At 53.7% G+C, this 18384-nt stretch carries 16 protein-coding genes; 3 read left to right on the top strand and 13 right to left on the bottom strand.

The features are described from left to right. Positions 1–129 precede the first annotated feature (129 nt). The 6 genes from C173_RS34465 to C173_RS11295 all read right to left on the bottom strand — a co-directional run bounded on the left by C173_RS34465 (position 130) and on the right by C173_RS11295 (position 7409). Positions 130–1110: a BclA C-terminal domain-containing protein gene (locus C173_RS34465; protein ID WP_081751118.1), complete on the bottom strand. Its 981-nt coding sequence runs from the start codon at positions 1108–1110 to the stop codon at positions 130–132. A 225-nt stretch (positions 1111–1335) separates the two neighbouring features. After that, positions 1336–2430, bottom strand: coding sequence for an NADH:flavin oxidoreductase (locus C173_RS11315; protein WP_036724848.1), 1095 nt, complete (start codon positions 2428–2430; stop codon positions 1336–1338). Between the two features lie 121 nt (positions 2431–2551). Then, the gene (gene rhaD / locus C173_RS11310; protein WP_036724847.1) at positions 2552–3397 is read right to left on the bottom strand and encodes a rhamnulose-1-phosphate aldolase; all 846 of its coding nucleotides are present in this window, start codon (positions 3395–3397) and stop codon (positions 2552–2554) included. 87 nt (positions 3398–3484) lie between these two features. Next, positions 3485–4741 (bottom strand): L-rhamnose isomerase, encoded by a 1257-nt coding sequence (gene rhaA / locus C173_RS11305; protein WP_036724846.1) that lies wholly within the window; start codon positions 4739–4741, stop codon positions 3485–3487. 11 nt (positions 4742–4752) lie between these two features. After that, the gene (gene rhaB / locus C173_RS11300) at positions 4753–6228 is read right to left on the bottom strand and encodes a rhamnulokinase (RefSeq protein ID WP_036724844.1); all 1476 of its coding nucleotides are present in this window, start codon (positions 6226–6228) and stop codon (positions 4753–4755) included. A 29-nt stretch (positions 6229–6257) separates the two neighbouring features. Continuing rightward, positions 6258–7409 (bottom strand): iron-containing alcohol dehydrogenase, encoded by a 1152-nt coding sequence (locus C173_RS11295; RefSeq protein WP_036724842.1) that lies wholly within the window; start codon positions 7407–7409, stop codon positions 6258–6260. Positions 7410–7673: 264 nt separating this feature from the next. Between C173_RS11295 and C173_RS11290 the strand changes: the two genes are divergently transcribed. Together C173_RS11290 and C173_RS11285 are read left to right on the top strand one after the other, a co-directional pair. Beyond that, positions 7674–8429, top strand: a complete 756-nt coding sequence (locus tag C173_RS11290; protein ID WP_036724867.1) for a DeoR/GlpR family DNA-binding transcription regulator — start codon at positions 7674–7676, stop codon at positions 8427–8429. Between the two features lie 38 nt (positions 8430–8467). Beyond that, positions 8468–9523 (top strand): ankyrin repeat domain-containing protein, encoded by a 1056-nt coding sequence (locus C173_RS11285; protein ID WP_036724841.1) that lies wholly within the window; start codon positions 8468–8470, stop codon positions 9521–9523. Positions 9524–9554: 31 nt separating this feature from the next. Here C173_RS11285 and C173_RS11280 read toward each other — a convergent pair whose 3' ends face one another. The 7 genes from C173_RS11280 to C173_RS11250 form a co-directional block, all read right to left on the bottom strand. Further along, positions 9555–10847, bottom strand: coding sequence for an L-cysteine desulfidase family protein (locus C173_RS11280; RefSeq protein WP_036724840.1), 1293 nt, complete (start codon positions 10845–10847; stop codon positions 9555–9557). A gap of 99 nt (positions 10848–10946) precedes the next feature. After that, entirely contained in the window at positions 10947–11141 is a 195-nt protein-coding gene (locus tag C173_RS11275) for a hypothetical protein (RefSeq protein WP_036724838.1), read from the bottom strand. 216 nt (positions 11142–11357) lie between these two features. After that, positions 11358–12251: a phosphogluconate dehydrogenase (NAD(+)-dependent, decarboxylating) gene (gnd, locus tag C173_RS11270; protein WP_036724835.1), complete on the bottom strand. Its 894-nt coding sequence runs from the start codon at positions 12249–12251 to the stop codon at positions 11358–11360. Between the two features lie 68 nt (positions 12252–12319). Next, a complete protein-coding gene (gene zwf, locus C173_RS11265) occupies positions 12320–13858 on the bottom strand; it encodes a glucose-6-phosphate dehydrogenase (RefSeq protein ID WP_051477972.1) in 1539 nt (512 codons plus the stop codon). A gap of 186 nt (positions 13859–14044) precedes the next feature. Next, positions 14045–14275 carry a hypothetical protein gene (locus C173_RS11260; RefSeq protein ID WP_235191856.1) on the bottom strand — a complete coding sequence of 77 codons (231 nt, stop codon included), beginning with the start codon at positions 14273–14275 and terminating at the stop codon, positions 14045–14047. A gap of 6 nt (positions 14276–14281) precedes the next feature. Then, on the bottom strand, positions 14282–15505 hold the full coding sequence (locus tag C173_RS11255; protein WP_036724833.1) for a Ger(x)C family spore germination protein: 1224 nt from the start codon (positions 15503–15505) through the stop codon (positions 14282–14284). Between the two features lies 1 nt (position 15506). Then, the gene (locus C173_RS11250) at positions 15507–17015 is read right to left on the bottom strand and encodes a spore germination protein (protein WP_036724831.1); all 1509 of its coding nucleotides are present in this window, start codon (positions 17013–17015) and stop codon (positions 15507–15509) included. Positions 17016–17192: 177 nt separating this feature from the next. Here C173_RS11250 and C173_RS11245 point away from each other — a divergent pair, with 177 nt between their 5' ends. Then, a complete protein-coding gene (locus C173_RS11245; RefSeq protein ID WP_036724830.1) occupies positions 17193–18293 on the top strand; it encodes a GerAB/ArcD/ProY family transporter in 1101 nt (366 codons plus the stop codon). The last annotated feature ends 91 nt before the right edge of the window (positions 18294–18384 follow it).

The following is an 18384-nucleotide window of genomic DNA, read 5'->3' as shown; positions in this document are numbered from 1 at the left end:
ACTTCTTCCCACGCTATGCCTCTTATCCACAACAGACGAATAATATAATTTCCTATACGACAAAAAAGCCCGGACTTATAATGAAAGGTCCTGGACTTATTTATTACAGCCAGCTTGCCGCCGGACGTCTTAACCCCCAAGCCTATAGATCAAAATTGATGCGTTGGAGTTGATCTGCGTTCCTCCGGCTAAGGTCTGTAAATTGATTGCAGCGGCACTGGAATGGTTCCTTAAAGTGATTACATCGCCGGGGACTACAGAGATAATCACCATCCCGGGGTTAGGCTGTGTTCCCGCTCCTGAACCATAGACGCTGCCACCTACAGGTGCACCGTTCAGATACAAAGTGAACTGATTCGGTTCCACTGCGGTGACAATGAAGATTACCGCATAATCTCCTGCATTCTCAACATTAATCTGAGCTGTATTAGGGGTATGCGAGAAGCCGACAAGACTCTCATTGCTGTCAAAAGTAACATCCGCTTCGGTAGCCACGGTCTGAGCCGCCGTATTGAAAATATAAGCATAAGATGACGCCAGTACGCCTGTGACTCCCGTTACACCAGTCACACCTGTTGCACCCGTTACTCCAGTGGCACCCGTTACCCCCGTTACCCCCGTCACACCCGTCACACCCATCGCACCCGTCGCACCCGTTACTCCCGTCACACCCGTTGCACCCGTCACACCTGTGGCTCCCGTTACTCCTGTGGCTCCCGTTACTCCTGTGGCTCCGGTGACTCCTGTTGGCTCTTCTCCCAGCAACTCCTGCGAGACCAGCCGGTGTGCTGTCACCAACTGCCCGCTGGCATTTTGGCCCCATAGGGATACCTGCGCTTCGGAGACTGCCGTTCCTGTCGTGTTGAACACGAATTCAAAAGCATCCAGGTCTGCATAGTAAATTTTGGTAACCACTTGGGAGGGGGCCACACTGATCTCCTCCTGCACATATAAGGTGCGTATGCCGTTCAGGGTATAACCCAAAATAAGAATATCGAAGAATCCGGTTATATTACGGCCGTCTATTTTGAGTGTTACCCTTTGAGTCGGCCGGGTCCCCGTATTGCTTGCAATATTATTCTCAATCGGTCCTGTAGATAAAATGGCCATTTTCCAGCTCCCCTCTCAAGCTAAATCCAGCTATATTAATAGCAGTATTCGAGAGGAAACAGAAGAGTGTTGGCATATTGGCATTATTATAAGAAACAGTAACAATCAGTACATCTTCAAAGATTCACCCGCAAAAAAACACCCCATGCAGGCAGCCATGAGCTGATAGACTTGAAGTCTAACCTAATGGCTTGGCACAGGGTGTTACAGATCAAGCTCTATTGATTAATACAATGTCTTGGTAGACTCCGAGGTGAACGGAATAATCTCGTTAATCTTGCCTGCCTGTACCTTGGCAGGCCAAGCCGGATCGCTGATCAAGGCTCTGCCTACCGCCACCAGATCGAACTCTCCCTTATCCAGCCGGAGCAGCAGCCGCTCAAGGTTGTTATCCTCATTCTTCTCCATAACCGCACTGGTGAATGCGCTGTCCAGGCCGACAGAGCCCACTGTAATCGCCGGTTTGCCCGTAATCTTCTTCGTCCAGCCCGCCAGATTCAGCTCAGAGCCTGCAAATTCAGGCTCCCAGAACCGCCGGGTGGAGCAATGGAAGATATCTACCCCGGCATTGCTGAGCGGGGTCAGGAAACGGGCCAGATCCTCCGGCGTCTCCGCCAGCTTAGCGTCATAGGCCCCGCTCTTCCACTGCGAGAAGCGGAGTACGATCGGGAAATCCGGTCCTACCGCACGGCGGCAGGCATCGATCACTTCCACCGCGAAGGTAGTGCGGGCTTCCAGATCGCCGCCGTATTCATCGGTGCGGCGGTTAGTCTTCTCCCAGAAGAACTGGTCGATCAGATAGCCGTGGGCGCCGTGCAGCTCTATGCCGTCGAAGCCGACGGCTTTGGCTGCCTTCGCTGCCTTGGCGAAGGCACTGACGATGGCCTGAATCTCGCTCTTAGTCATCGGCTCTGTGACTTGCTCTCCGGCCAGATTCAGCCCGGACGGACCGATCGGCAGCGCCGAAGCATTAGGCCCCTCACCGATCTTGCGGGCCATGCCGACATGCCAGAGCTGAGGCATAATCTTGCCTCCGGCAGCATGCACCTCACGCACGACCTGCGCCCATCCCGCAAGGGAGGCTTCGCCATGAAAGTTCGGGATATCCTGATCGCTGACTGCCGCCGGATGATCGATGGCCGTGCCTTCGGTAATGATCAGACCCACCCCGCCTTCCGCGCGGCGGCGGTAATACGCCGCCACCTCAGGGCCAGGTACGCCCTCAGGAGAATGCACCCGGGTCATCGGCGCCATCACCACACGGTTACTGAGGGACAAGCCTCCGTATTCAAAAGGTTCAAACAATGCAGCAGCATTCATAATTCACTAGCCTCCATTTCATACGATGATTACTTACTTGATGATTACTTTAAGTAAGCATAGTATGACGGTTCCCGGCGGCAAATGCAAATGACTGCTAGTACAAGAGATTTGGTAAGTCTTATAAGTCCAGCACTCCGGCTTTTGGAGTCACTCGGAAGGCTGCAGCCAGATCTGCCAGCTGCTGATCGGTGATCTTCTGCCGAATCTCTCTTCCGCCGATCAGGTTATAGACAATCGCGGCTTTTTCAATCGTTTCAACCAGTCCGAAGGTGGCATCCATCGTCGCACCAGTAACAAATATCCCATGCTGCGGCCAGATGACCACACGGTATTCCTTCATCCGGTCAGCGGTGGCCCGGCCGATCTCGCTGCTCCCCGGCACCATCCAGGGAATGACGCTGACGCCATCCGGGAAGACCACCAGACATTCTGTGCACATCTCCCACAGCGTCTTGGTGAATTTCAGCTCATCCAGATCATGGGTGAAGGTCATGGCAATTACATTTGTTGCATGGGTATGCAGCACAATCCGGTGCGCCGGATCTACCTTCAGCCGTTCGATATGGCTCATGAAGTGGGAAGCCAGCTCACTGGTCGGAACAGCGTCATTACGCAATCCCCATAACACCTCCACACTCTCGCCGCTGCTGCTGACACGCAGCACACCCAGATTGGCCTCCGGGTCCTTGATCACATTACGGAAATACTTGCCTGATCCGGTAACGATGAAGTATTTGCCCGCCAGCTCGGCTACAGGGAAGGTAAGGCTGATCGTGCGCAGCGGCTCGCGGATATTGATATACTTGGCTACCTCTTCTTCATCCAGGAGGTAACTGACGTTGCCCCCGTTCAGCTCATCCCAGCCCAGCGACCACATGTGATGGGTAATTTCGGACATTTCCTCGATAAAAGGCGCGGTGACGCCGGATATATACCCTTTGGATTCAATTACGGAAGTACTCATATGCTCTCTCCTTCTATATGCACCCTAAGCGTGCGGGTACTTGTTATTTATTATTTCAGCAGTCATTGTGATTTCAGCAGCCTGATCTTATCTTAAAGCCAATACATCCTGCTCATAGCTCTTCACTTCAGCCAGCCATTGCTCGCGGACTGGGGTTCCCTGCGAAGCGCAGTAGTAATCCCAGACTGCACCGAACGGGTAGGACTTGAATTCTTCCACCAGGGCCAGCCGTGAGGTGTAATCTCCGGCCCGCTCAATGGCCCGAAGCTCCTCTACCGGCTCCAGCATAGCGCGCAGCAGCGCCTTGATCGTATTGCGCGTGCCGATTACCCATGCTGCCAGGTGATTGATACTGCCGTCGAAGAAGTCGAGGCCGATATGCGTACGCGGCAGCAGATCCCCGCGAACCAGCTCGCGGGCAATCTCCAGCAGCTCATCGTCCATCGTGACCACATGATCGCTATCCCAGCGGACCGGTCTGCTGACATGCAGCAGCAGCTGCTCGCTGAACATCAGGATAGAGCTGAGCTTGTTCGAGATCACTTCCGTCGGATGGAAATGCCCGGCATCCAGGCAGATGGCCTTACCACGTGTTAGGCCGTAGCCCATGTAGAACTCATGCGAACCGACAACGTAGCTCTCCGAGCCGATACCGAACAGCTTGCTCTCCACGGCATCGATAGTGTACTGCGGATCCAGCTCCTCGCTGAAGATTTCGTCCAGCGATTCCTTCAGTCGCATGCGCGGTGCCAGCCGGTCTACCGGAGTATCCTTGTAGCCGTCAGGCACCCAGAAATTCGTCACACACGGCTGGCCCAGCTCGCGGCCGAAGTGCTCAGCAATGCTGCGGGAAGCCTTGCAATGCTTAATCCAGAAGCTGCGGATCTCTTCGTCCGCATGGCTCAGGGTGAACCCGTCTGCCGCCTTCGGATGCGAGAAGCAGGTCGGATTGAAATCAAGGCCTAAGCCCTGCTCCTTGGCCCATTCCACCCAATTCTTGAAATGGCGCGGCGCCAGCTCATCCAGATCCACCTGCTCCTTCGTATCGGCATAGATCGCATGCAGATTGACCTTATGCTTGCCGGGAATCAGCGAGAGGGCCTTCTCCAGATCCTGACGCAGCTCATCCGGTGTACCGGCCCGTCCGGGGTAGCTGCCGGTCACGGCAATGCCGCCGCTCAGCTCTTTATCCTTGAACAGAAAGCCCCTTACATCATCGCCCTGCCAGCAGTGCAGCGATACTTTGATCTGCGCCAGCTTCTCCAGTACCTCATCCGTTTGAATTCCATGGGCTGCATATAATTTTTTGGCTTCGTTGTAGCTGTTAATGATGCTCTGATCCATGCTGTTGCCTCCTAATACGTATTGTGAACATCCGCTCCCGGATGAAGCTGCTCCCAGCGGACCAGCAGCTCCGCCAGCTGAGGAACCGGCTGTGGAAGATAAGACTGAATCGCGAAGGACTGTGAGATGATCTGCCGGGCTTCATGGATATCTGCCATGCGCCCCGCCTCAATCATCTGCACAGCCAGATTACCCAGGGCTGTGGATTCGGTCGGTCCGGCCAGCACCTCCCTGCCGGTAACATCTGCCGTCAGCTGGCACAGCAGCCCATTGTTAGCGCCGCCGCCAACAATCTGCAGCACTTGGGTTAGCTCCCCGGTGAGTTCTTCCAGCTCAGCCAGATGACTGCGGTAGGATAACGCCAGACTGTCAAAGATACAGCGGGCCAGCTCGCCCGTAGTCTGCGGCACAGGCTGGCCGCTCTCCAGGCAGGCCTGGCGGATCTCCTGAATCATATCGTCCGGGTTCAAAAACCGCGGATGATTGCAGGGAATCAGGCTGCGGAAGCCTGGGCATTCACCGGCCTGCTCTGCGAGTTCCGCGAAGCTAAATCTTCCGCCGTCCAGTCTGCGCACTTCCTGAATCAGCCAGAGGCCCATAATATTCTTCAGGAACCGGTAAGTCCCGTAAGCGCCCCACTCGTTGGTATAATTAGCGGCCATCGCTCTGCTGTTATTGATCGGGTGATCCAGCTCTACTCCCATCAGAGACCAGGTTCCGCTGCTAAGATAGGCTGACGCACGGTCCTTCTGAGCAGGCACACCGAGTACCGCAGATGCTGTGTCATGCGTAGCCACGCAGATCAGGCGGCATTCCGGCAGATCATACTCCGCGCGCAGCTCCTGCGTAATGAAGCCGAGATCTTCCCCAGACTCGGTTAACGGAGCGAACTGTTCACGCCGCAGACCCAGGAATTCCAGCAGCTCGGCATCGAAATCACGGGCCGCAAGATTCAATAGCTGCGTCGTGGATGCGTTGGTAACCTCGTTCATCTTACGTCCGCCGAGCCGGTAGTAGAGATAATCCGGCACCAGCAGAATCTGATCGGCCGCCTTCAGTTCTTCCCGGTCATGCGCATATAGCTGATACAGCGTATTGAAGGGAAGCTGCTGAATGCCCGTTTTGGCGTAGACCTTCTCGGGCGGAAGGAGCCGCCCGACTTCTTCCATCACCCCATCGGTCCGGTGGTCACGGTAGGCGTAGACCTCGTTCATCCGCTTACCATCAGCATCCAGCAACACATAATCTACCGCCCAGGTATCAATACCTAGGGTGCATTCGTGAATTCCTGCGTGCTTCGCTTTACGAAGCCCGTTAATAATCTCATTTAATAAATAATCCATATCCCAGAAGCAGGAGCCTTCCTGCTCTGTGAAGCCATTGCTGAAACGGTGAATCTCCTCCAGTTGGAGGCTCCCGTCCACGAGCTGTCCGAGAACCAGCCGTCCGCTGGAGGCGCCGATATCGACGGCGATATGATAGGTCATAGGGAATCTCCTATTCTATGGGAGGTGATTTACTGAATTTTGCGGAATAACGCGATTACTTCATCTTTGGTAGGAATAAAAGGATTACCGGGCGCGCAGGCATCCTTCATGGCGTTCTCAGCCAGCAGATCGAGATCTACTTCCGCTACACCCAGCTCGGACAGCTTGGCAGGAATGCCAACCTCCTTGGACAAGGCCTTGATCGCCTCAATGACGTAATCCGCACATTCCTTGTCGCTGCGTCCTTCAGTCTGCATACCGGCCGCTCTGGCAATCGCTCTGAACTTCTCCGGCACATGCTTGGCATTCTCTTCTTCCACGTAAGGCAGCAGCATTGCATTGCACACGCCGTGCGGCAGATCATACACCCCGCCAAGCTGATGGGCCATGGCATGCACATAGCCTAAGCCTGCATTATTGAAGGCAAGGCCGCCGAGGAAGATCGCATAGACCATCTGCTCACGCGCTTCAATATCCTGTCCGTTCGTTACCGTCCGCGCCAGATTGCCGAAGATCAGCTCCACCGCAGCCAGTGCCGTAGCATCGGTTACCGGATATGCGCCTGGAGTGACCAGCGCTTCAATCGCATGCGTCAGTGCATCCATGCCCGTAGCCGCCGTCAGCGCAGCAGGCTTATCGACCATCAGCTCCGGATCATTCACCGAGATGGTGGCGATACTGTTCTTGTCTACCATGACCATCTTGATCTTGCGCTCTTCATCTGTAATCACGTAGTTGATCGTCACTTCACTTGAAGTCCCGGCCGTCGTGTTCACCGCGACAATCGGCAGAGATTTATTCTTGGATTTGTGAACGCCTTCATAATCGGCAATATGCCCCCCGTTGGTGGCAACAATGCCGATGGCCTTAGCCGTATCCTGCGGCGAGCCGCCGCCGATGGAGATCAGATAGTCACATTCGTGCTGCTTCAGGAAATCTACGCCGTCATGAACATTTTTGCAGGTAGGGTTCGGTTTCACTTCATCATATACCACATACTGAATCCCCGCCTCCTCCAGCACAGCCAGCAGCCTTCCGGCGATTCCGCTCTTCATCAGGAACTTGTCTGTGACCACAAGCGCCTTGTTCAGCTTCAGCTCTTGAATGTATGGGGCGATGTCCTTCAGACAGCCCTTCCCCATCATGTTAATCGACGGCACATAATAGACATGAGTACTCATTGCTTAACCAGCCTCCCGGGCACGTAAATAGTTAATGAACACTGTAAGCGCACATCTCCCTGTTGACCTTCTCATCGTATCGCCGTTAATCTGTGTTGTCAACACTTTAAACACTAAATAAGTTGTTTTTCTTTGTTTATTGTTTGTTTTACGGGAAATAAGCAATCATTATTGTGGGTTTCAGAGCAAATCAGGTGAATTGTGTTGTACAACACAGAAATAACAGGCTATATTAAGACTATCAACTCTGGAAAGGTGATACGTATGCTCGCTGCCGAAAGACGCAAAAAAATAATCGACCTTGTCCATCAGGACAAGCGTGTGCTGGTGTCCGATCTGAGCCGGATGTTCGAGGTGACAGAGGAGACGATTCGCAGAGATCTGGAGAAGCTGGAGAAGGATGGCATTGTAAGCCGGACCTACGGCGGAGCCATGCTGAACAGGCATACCAATGAGGACCTGCCTTTTCTGACCCGGGGAGCACTCAATACGGATATCAAACGCGCAATAGCGATCCAGGCGCTGGATCTGATTAATGACGGGGATACGCTGATGGTCGACCCCAGCTCGACTTCGTTTGAATTCCTGAAGCTGCTGGGTAATAAAAGTAATCTGACGATCATCACCAATTCGATCAACATTCTCCATGAGTTCGCAAGTTCGAGCCACAGCATTATTTCTACAGGCGGCTCACTCCGCCACCGTTCCCTGTCGCTTGTCGGCCCCGTAGCCCATGAGACCATTCAGCGCTACAATGTGGACACCGCCGTAATCAGCTGCAAGGCCCTCGATATGGACCGCGGGGTCACCGATTCCAATGAACCGGAATGTGAGCTGAAGAAATATATGCTGCGCCAGGCACACAAGGTTGTGCTGCTCGCGGACCATACCAAGTTCGACCAGACGGCCTTCGCGAGGCTCGCAGAGCTAAGCCGGATCGATGTGCTGATTACCGACCGCAAGCCTTCGGAGGCGTGGCTGAAGCTGTTGTCCGAGAAGAATGTGGAAGTGCTGTACTAATATCATGGGAAATCATTTTAGGGAGGAGAAATGGGCAAATGGGCAAAAAGAGAAAAACCTTACCCGCCGACTTCGGCGAGCTGGTTAAATCAGGGGATGTCGATGCACTAAAAGCTATTTTTGAAAAATGTGATTGGGATGCAACCTTGGGATATTACAAAGAACCCGCGCTCAGCATGCGGCAGATTCCGGATGAGCTGGTCCGCTGGCTGGTGGAGCAGGGTGCCGATATTAATGCGAGGGACAAATACCAGCGTACCCCGCTGTATTCCCAGGCTGGAACCTGGTCCGGCAATATTCCATTATTCCTGGAGCTTGGTGCAGAGCTGGAAGCCCTGGATTATCAGAACCAGACCCCGCTGCACGCTGCGGTTAACTATTACCGGACTCAGGCGGTACGGGATCTGGTGGCCCATGGCGCAAATGTCCATGCGGTAAATAAGTCGGGGAACACCCCGCTGTCCAAAGCCTTATTACAATGCCGGAATAGCGATATCGATAGCATGCTGGAAATCTCGCAGATCCTGCTTGATGCCGGAGCGGAGATCACACCGGAGATGCAAGAATCCGTGAGTAAGATCGGCAAAGCATTTGAATTCGCCAGATCCAATTTCAATAAAGAGCGCTTGAGTGAAACCGCAGATGCACTCGAATCCCTGTACAAGCTGTTCGATGTGGAGCCTGTAGCAGCGCGGGTGATGCATGACGGCGTTTCCAAGATCGAGGTAAACAGCACAAGATGGCAGGATCAGCACCAGGAGCTGTGGGAATTACTAATCCCGGCGTCAGGACATGCGCTCACCGTGCAGGGAGAGGTCATTCGCATCACCGGCCGGATCTCACATGAAATCATGAATAACGGCGGAGGCAACTGGGATGCCGATTTCCGTAAAATGCTGAATGCGCTGCTCCGGCACTTCGCCTCGGGCACACCTCTGGACCCTGCGCACCTGAAGGAAGCGGCGGAATTAGCCGGATACCTGCGCCATGGCAACGGCAATGATGAGCCGGCCAGATTATGCGAATTGGCCGTGAATTGGGTACTTGCCAATCCACAGCCCGTTTCGTTGCCGCAGCCGGATTACAAACGCTAAATGCTGAGACATCCAGCACTTGTCCTGCTCCCTATGAAGAAGCGGCTCCCTTGGAGAGCATGATATTCAGAATCGCCTGGTCTGTGGCGGCAAGCCCTTCCTGGACCAGGGTCTCCATATTCTTGATTGTATCCTCCACCTTCTCGAAGATGACACCGTCATTGAGACCCGCGGAGATATTGTTCATGGCGAGAGTGGCAGACTGAATGGCCGCGTTGGTGGCCGTTGAGATTTTGAGCGCACAGGTTGGCTTGGCACCATCGCAGATCATGCCGGAAGTAGAGGCAATCGTATTCTGGATGGAGTGCTTGATCTGCGCCAGCGTCCCGCCCATCAGATAGACAATGCCGCTGCCCGCCCCCACTCCACCGGCAATGCCTGAGCCGCAGAGCGGGGACAGACGGCCAATGTAATGTTTCACATGGATGGTAATCAGATTGCTGAGCGCCATCGCTCTTGCCAGGGTCTCCTCATCCTTGCCGAGTAGCTCGGCCAGGGCAATGACCGGCATGGTACAGGCAATCCCCTGATTGCCGCTGCCCGCCGTCGTCATTACCGGCATGGCACTGCCGTCCATCCGTGCATCGGATGCGGCTGCCGTTGCGGCAATGATCCGGTTCGCCACATCCGCGCCGAACAGATTGAGGGCGGATTGCTGGCTCATTTTCCGGCCCACCTGGAGACCATACTCCCCGCGCAGCCCTTCCTCCGAGATCGCCTTATTCATAACCGCTCCCTCCAGCAGGAAGCGAAGATCCCCGAATGGTGTATTCTGAACGAAGGCATAGATATCTTCGAGTGAGACCGAGTATACCTCGGGGTCCAGACTAAGCGGGTCTCCGCAGTCGGCCTTGTCCATTTTCGGCTCAAGCCGCTGGCCATCCTTCGCCAGATACTGCACATTCGTGTGCTCTTTTACCAGGATCGCTGTGGCGGTATGGTTCTTGCTGTGTACTCTCGCTTCTATATATAGCTTCTCCGGCGTATCCTTCAGCTCAACCTCCAGCAGCTTACGCTCCAGCAGTCCCTCTGCACTTGCCAGCTCCGCCGGGGTCAGCCCGGACAGAATCTCCAGCTTCCGCTCCGAGCGGCGCACCACCGCACCCAGGGCAGCCGCTATCGGCAAGCCCGTCTGGCCTGTACCAGGAATCCCCACACCCATCGCATTCTTGATGATATTGCCGCTGAGGAACAGCTCGATTCCTGTAATCTCTTCCTCAACCAGCTCAGCCGCCAACGAGACGGCATAAGCTACCGCAATCGGTTCAGTGCAGCCTTCTGCCGGCATAATTTCTTTGTGTAATACTTCCAGTAGGTTAACCATCTGTGCATCACCATTCCCTCTGTCTGTCTATCTATGTCTAATCTGTTTCTATATATAGTACATCAGATAGACAATCCGGGGAATCCCCGTTATTACCCATCACCCGCCCAGCTTCACCAGCCGCTTCAGCCCTTCCGTACAGGCCCAGCCGCCCGCCCCCGCCAGAATCGCATTATGACAAAGGTTCAAAGCCAGCTTATACGTCATACTGCCGATAATGATTTCAACCACGACAAACCGTAAAATATCTCTCTTCGTGACCAGATAGACTCTGAATTCCTGATTGCGGGACACCTGCCATCTCCCCCGTCCATTTTCATGTTTCTGTACTTATATGCTTCGGGCGGGTTGTCTGATTCTCTGTGCAGGCACAACAAAGAGCAGTACTTCTCCATTGGCGGGAAAAGCACTGCTCCGCCCAAAGCCGAAATAGTAGAGGCTGCCCAAACAGCCATTTCATGGCTTTGGGACAGCCCCCTGATATCACCGCTTCAGCCTAATTGCCGCTGCTTACTTCGACTCCACCGCATGGCCGCCGAATTCGTTACGCAAGGCGGCGACGACCTTGCCGGTGAAGGTGTCGGTCTCCAGCGACCGGTAGCGCATGAGCAGAGCCATGGCTATGACCGGAGTCGCTGCCTGGAGATCGAAGGCGGTCTCCAGTGTCCAGCGTCCCTCCCCGGAGGAATGCATGACGCCCTTGATGTCTTCCAGCTTGGCATCCTTGGAGAAGGCGCGCTCGATCAGCTCCATGAGCCAGGAGCGTACGACCGAGCCGTTGTTCCAGACGCGGGCCACCTGCTCGAAGTCGAAGTCATATCCGCTTTTCTCCAGCACCTCGAAGCCCTCACCGATCGCAGCCATCATCCCGTATTCAATGCCGTTATGCACCATCTTGAGGAAATGTCCGCTTCCGGATTTGCCGGCGTACAGGTATCCGTTCTCTACCGCAGTGTCACGGAACAGCGGCTCGACCACCGCCCACGCTTCCTCATCGCCTCCAACCATATAGCAGGCCCCATTGCGCGCGCCTTCCATTCCGCCGGAGGTTCCTGCATCCAGGAAGTGAATTCCGTGGGCACCCAGCTCCTCATGACGGCGGATCGACTCTTTATAATGAGAGTTCCCGGCTTCAATAATGATATCTCCCTTGGATAATAGCGGCGTCAGTTCAGCAATTACTGAATCCACAAAAGTATGGGGGACCATGATCCAGAGAACGCGCGGAGAATCAAGCTGGCCCGTAAGCTCCTCCAGGCTTGCTGCCCCGGACGCACCGCGTTCGGCCAGTTCCTGCACCGCAGCAGGATTCACATCATACGCTACCACTTCATGGGCATGCTCCAGCAGGTTCTGGCCCAGATTGAAGCCCATTTTGCCAAGTCCGATTAAACCGACTTTCATTACGAATCCCTCCGAATTGTGTAGTCATATATTAGCTAACTCTGTCCGCTTGCTGTTACCGCCGCCGCTTACGCTCCCGGCCGGATGACTTCCGGCTCTATCCCGGCTGTACGGTGAACGCGTGCAGGCTCTGCATTCTCCGGCTCATCCAGCCACCAGTGGAACTCGCCAAGGAGCTGATCTGCCGCCGCCGGGCCGTTAGATCCGGCAGGATACAGGTGCAGCGGCAGGCTGCCATCTGCTGTTGCTTCGATTATAGGCTGAACCCACTGCCAGGACAACTCTACTTCCTCCCAGTGGGCAAAGAACGTAGCGTCGCCGAGCATAGCATCATAGATCAGATTCTCATAAGCCTCCGGCACATCAGGATTGCCCGGCTCATGCTTAATGCTAACCGGCTCAAGCTTCCCGTGCTGAAGCGGATTCTTGGTATTCAGAGTCAGAGAGATGCCCTCATGCGGGCCAATATCAATCACCAGCAGATTAGGGTCAAGCGGCAGCTTGTTACGGTTCTTGTTATGCACATCATTAAACGGCTCTTTGAATTCTATAACAATCCGCGTGGATTTCTCCTTCATGCGCTTACCTGTACGAATGTAGAACGGCACATCGTTCCACAGCGGATCTTCAATCCATAGGCGTGCTGCAATATACGTCTCATTCTGTGAAGTGGCTGCGATGCCCGGTTCAGCGGTATACGCAGGCACTTGCTGTCCGCGCATCTCCCCCGCTGCATACTGGCCGCGCACTACATGTTGTGATACCTCTTCGGGCAGCAGCGGACGGACGGAACGGATGACATGCCGTTTTTTGCTGCGGACGTCCTCCGGTGTACTGCCCTTCGGAAGCTGCATCGCCATCATCATCAGCAATTGGAGCATATGGTTCTGGAACATGTCACGCAGCGCCCCAGCCTTATCATAGTAACCCGCCCGCTCTTCCACACCCACCGTCTCACTGGCGGTAATCTGGACATTCGCGATATACCGGTTCTGCCACAAGGCCCGCAGCACAGGGTTAGAGTATTTCAGCACCTCCAGGTTCTGTACCATCGGCTTGCCGAGGAAGTGATCAATCCGGAAGATTTCCTCCTCTGCAAAAGCTGCGCTCAAGCTCTCATTCAGCACACGCGCCGACTGCAGATCCCGTCCGAACGGCTTCTCGATGATCAGACGTTTCCAGCCCTTGGTATTCCCGAGTCCGCTGGCATTGATATTACCGGCAATCTCCCCGAAGAATTCGGGACCGACTGACAGGTAGAACATCCGGTTCTGCGGAAGCCCCAGCTCTTCCTCCCGGCGCTGTACATGCCCAAGCAGCTTCACATAATCCTCAGGACGCCCAACATCCAGCACACTATATTCAAAAGCCTGCAGGAAATTCTGCAGCGCCGCTGTATCCTCTACCGAACGGCGCGAGAAGGTGCGCAGGGAGTCCAGCACCTGACGCTGGAACGTCTCATTAGTGAGCTCCCTTCTGCCCAGTCCAATGACTGAGAGAGGACCGGAAAGCTTGCCATCAGTGAACAGGTTGTATAGAGCGGGGAAGATTTTCCGCTTCGCCAAGTCCCCGGTTGCGCCAAAAAGTACAAATGTAGATGATTCCACTTTCATTCCTCCCGTTGTTATTATTTTATTATATAGTTACTTATTAATACTCAGGAACTTTATAACACATCATACGACTATAAAATCAATTCGTCAATCTCAATTCGACATTTACGAAAAACTACCGGTGCATGACAAATAACAGGCCTTCAACGAGAAGGCCTGCCGGGATTTCCGAACTCATGATCAGAACCATGAAGATACCAAATCATTGATCGGCTTGTAGATGAATATAATCAGCAGCAGCGGGCTGGGAACCTGGATTTTGAGCAGCGTGCATATCGTGGCCGCCATTCCGCCGATCCAGAGCAGACCCCACACCACACGATCGCGCTGCTTCTGCCTGCCCTTCAGGGAGGACAGATCCATGGCTGCACAGCCTGCGGCAATCAGAGCAAACATCAACACCAGCAGCATACAGGCTCACTCCTTAATATCTTCATAAAATGAATTATCAATTGTACCGATCCGGTTGATCGTCACACTGGCCTCGTAATGGACAGGCAGGGTCTTAAGATAGCCTTCTCCCTTCCGTTCCTTCAGCCTCTCCCATGCCTTGGGGCTCTTGCGGTAAATGGATTGCCCGAAGCCGAAGATATCCACATTGAACTGCCTGCTGATTCCCTCTACAGCATCTTTCATCCGCTTTACAACCCGTTCCTCTGTCTCCTCTTCCAGTGATATGATTTTGGCCTCCGTATCCAGCTTATCCGCGCCTTCAACCTCCTGCACATTGCATAGTGTTTCGGCGCTCAAATATATATGTGGCTCGCCGTCTATGATTTTCACCTTCCGTTTGGTAACGGAAGTAAGCGCCTCTATAATGATCAGACCTCCGGCTTCGTCTTTGAAGTGTCCCGTATTTTTGGTGACATTATCAGTCACGTAATTGAAGCCAACCGTATAGTCATCATCTATCCAGCCAAGCAACTTGTCCCCTTTGAATACGGCAACACCCTCATAGCGAAGTTTCGTCCTGGGGTCTGTCCGTTCCACGTTGCTTTTCTCGCTGCCTGCCTCGGGATCACCCTCCACCTCCACTCCGGTTAACACCGGACTCTCCCCTTGGAGGAGCAGGTCCTCGATGAATTGATCCAATGTGACCGCGACGGTCTTGGATGAAATCCTGTAGGACTTGTCCAGGGAGCTGAATAATTTAGTGGCCGGCAGCCGGTCCAGCGGGGTCAGCACCTTCAGAACGTTCTCGGCGGTAGTCTTCCGTGCAACCATCACATAGAAGTCCATACGCGGCTCCCGGCTTCTTTTAATCACATCCAGCGTCTCGCCTACCCCTTCCCGTGCCAGCTCTTCTCCGATCACCAGCACACGAATATGGCCCAGATAGGGAGAACGGGAGCTGATCAGATTGAACTTGCGGAGGGATTCATAGACTGTTGGCACTGTGAAATTATAGACAACTACGGGAACCCCGCTCCCCCCTGTTCCTCCCGAATTCTGCGAAGAGATAGAAGAGGGGATGACCACCTGCATCGTTACGTTGTAGCCGTTCTCCGCTTTATCAAGGCCCAGCGCCAGCACAAAAGCCAGTTCATTCAGCTCCTTCCTCTCCCAGCACCCGCTAAGCAATAGCGAAAGCAGCAGCAGGGGAAGGCAAACAGCGACGGCTCTCTTTATACGGCTTGTCATATCAGGAACCTCCGCGTTTGGATCTGTTCTGGCGATACAGATTCTGGATTCTATTCTCTTGCGGTCTTGTTCTCAGGAACGGCCAGGGGAACCTGAAGAACGAATCCTTAAGGTCTGTTGGCCTGAAGGGCCCCAGCGGACTCATATAAGGAACGCCGAAGGAGCGCAGGCTGACGAGATGCAGCACCACTATGAATACTCCGCACAATATTCCGTACAGCCCCATGAACCCGGCCAGTGCAATCAGGAAAAACCGGATTATTCGTGCGGCGATGGACATCCCGGCTTCGGGAATCACAAAGCTTGAGATCGCTGTTATGGATACAATGATAACCATCGCCGAGGAGATGAACCCCGCCGCAACCGCCGCCTGCCCGATAACCAGCGTACCGACGATAGAAACAGCCTGGCCCACGTTCTTAGGAATACGTACGCCTGCTTCCCGCAGAATCTCATAGGTCAATTCCATCATCAGCGCTTCAACAAAAGTCGGAAACGGCACCGTCTCCCGCTGGGCCGCCAGGCTGATCACCAGATTGGTCGGGATCATCTCCTGATGATAGGTTGTGATAGCCACATAGAACGCAGGGGCAAACAAGGTGATAAAAAAAGATAGAAACCGGATGAACCGCAGCAGGGTAGAAATATCCGCCCGCTGATAATAATCCTCCGCCGACTGAAAGAAGGAGACAAATACGGTCGGGGCCAGCAGCACAAAAGGGGTTCCATCGACCAGGATTGCCACCTTCCCTTCCAGGATGCCTGCCGCAATGGTATCCGGCCGGTCACTGTTATAAATCGTGGGAAAGGGGGTCGCCACCTTGTCCTGAATAAATTCCTCGATATAGCCGCTCTCCAGAATACTGTCCGTATCGATGCTGTTCAGGCGCCGCTTCACCTCCTGCACCAGCTCTTTATTCGCAATATGGCTGAGATACATAATCGAGACACTGGTCTGGGTGACGCGGCCGATCTGCATCGTTTCCAGCCACAGCTGACTGTCTTTGATTTTGCGGCGGATTAGCGCGGTGTTGGTCCGCAGATTCTCACTGAACCCCTCCATCGGTCCGCGGACCACAGACTGCGAGCTCGGCTCACTTACACCCCGGTCTTCCCAGCCGGGCAGCCCGATCCGCAGCGCTGATGCCGTCCCCTCCACCATCAGCATCACGTTGCCGGATAACAGGTCGTGTACGAACTTGGCGTAATCCTGAACCACGGTAAGATCACCGGCCATTAGCACACGGCTGGTCAAGATTTCTATTTTCTTATCAGGGTCCTGTTCTTCCAGAAGAGCCGAGGTCCGTCCCTCCTGAAGCGAATACAGAATCGAATTATGCAGCAGCTGATTATCTATCAGGCCATCAATATAAAAAATAGCCAGCTCCGTATGCTCTCCCAGCTTCAGCTGTTTTCTCACCAGGTCAGTGCTCTCGCCCAGCACCTTGTACAGCTGTTCATTATTGACCTCCAGCCGGCTGGATAACTCTCCCTCCACCGTACTCTTCATCCGGGCCACTTCTCCTTCCCGTGAACATTCTATTCAGGTTAGTTTGGTAGCATTGCTTGATAATTATTCCTCAAATTCAGACCTGCACTTGATTCACATAATTCTGGAAGGGGATGCCATACTAAGAGGGTTCCGGGTTCATAGGCCCTGGAGGTCACATATAAAGGGGGGATAGAGATGAGTATTGAAAAAGAGCGGATCAGCACAGCGCAGTTGGTAATCCTCGGTCTTTTCACCTTTATCGGGGATATGGCCCTGGTCTATCCTGCAGCCATGACTTCCGAAGCCCATCAGGATGCCTGGATCGCCGCCTTGTTCAGTATTCCGCCGGGGATTGCACTAGTCTTCCTGTTTGTTGTAGTAGCAAATATCAGTCCGGACCAAAATATTATTGAGATCAGCCGGCAGGTGCTGGGGAAATGGCTAGGCAGCGCGGTAGGCGGGTACTATCTGTTCTTCTTCATCATCGCGGCCTCTACGTATGTCCGGGAAATAGAGGATTTCATGTGTACCCAGATCTACGAGGGAACTCCTGGCGGAGTAATCCGGTTCATGAGCATTGTTCTGCTGGTGTACGGTCTGCGTCTGGGGCTTGAGACGGTTGGCCGGGCAGCGCAGGTGTTCTTTCCGCTGTTTGCCTTATTCCTGGTGGCCCTGATGCTGCTCTTATTTCCGCAGGTCCGGCTGGAGCGTGTTTATCCCATGATGACTACACCCCTGCCGGATATGCTGCATTCGATCATGATCGGCGTGTTCTATCCCTTCGGAGAGATCTGCGTATTCTTCATGGTCTATCCTTACACCCTTAAGAACAGTAAGATTAACCGTGATATCTTCATCGCGCTCTGCATAGGCTCCGTAGGTCTGAACCTGATTCTGTTTCTCTCGCTGACCGTTCTTGGCGTCTATTTCTCGGAGCATAGTTTCTATGCCGCCTATATCCTGGCCCAAAAAATCAATATCGCCAACTTCCTGCAGCGGCTTGAAGCGCTGATGGCTACCGCCTGGATTATCACGACCTATTTCAAAACAGCACTCTACTTCTATGCCTTTGTGCTCGGAACGGCGCAAATATTCAAGCTGAAAAGCCACCGCCCTCTAATCTTCCCTGTCGCGTTCCTGATCTACGGACTTTCACAGCTCATCTCCAAGGACATCATCTTTTATGTCAAAGAAATCCCCCCTTACTGGGTAGACTGGAATTTAACCTATTCGCTCGCACTTCCACTGCTTATTCTCGTAGTACACAAAGTGAGGCAGCGCGCCGCTTCCTCCTAAGCTAATCCATAGAGTGAAGCTCCTGTTTTATTGTAGCGCCCTGGTAGGGTCAACGTTATAATAGAAACCATAAAATGTCTTTATTTTGTCA

The sequence above is a fragment of the Paenibacillus sp. FSL R7-277 genome (assembly GCF_000517965.1).
GTDB lineage: Bacteria > Bacillota > Bacilli > Paenibacillales > Paenibacillaceae > Paenibacillus_AQ > Paenibacillus_AQ silagei.
This window is presented reverse-complemented; position numbering and strand designations above follow the sequence as displayed.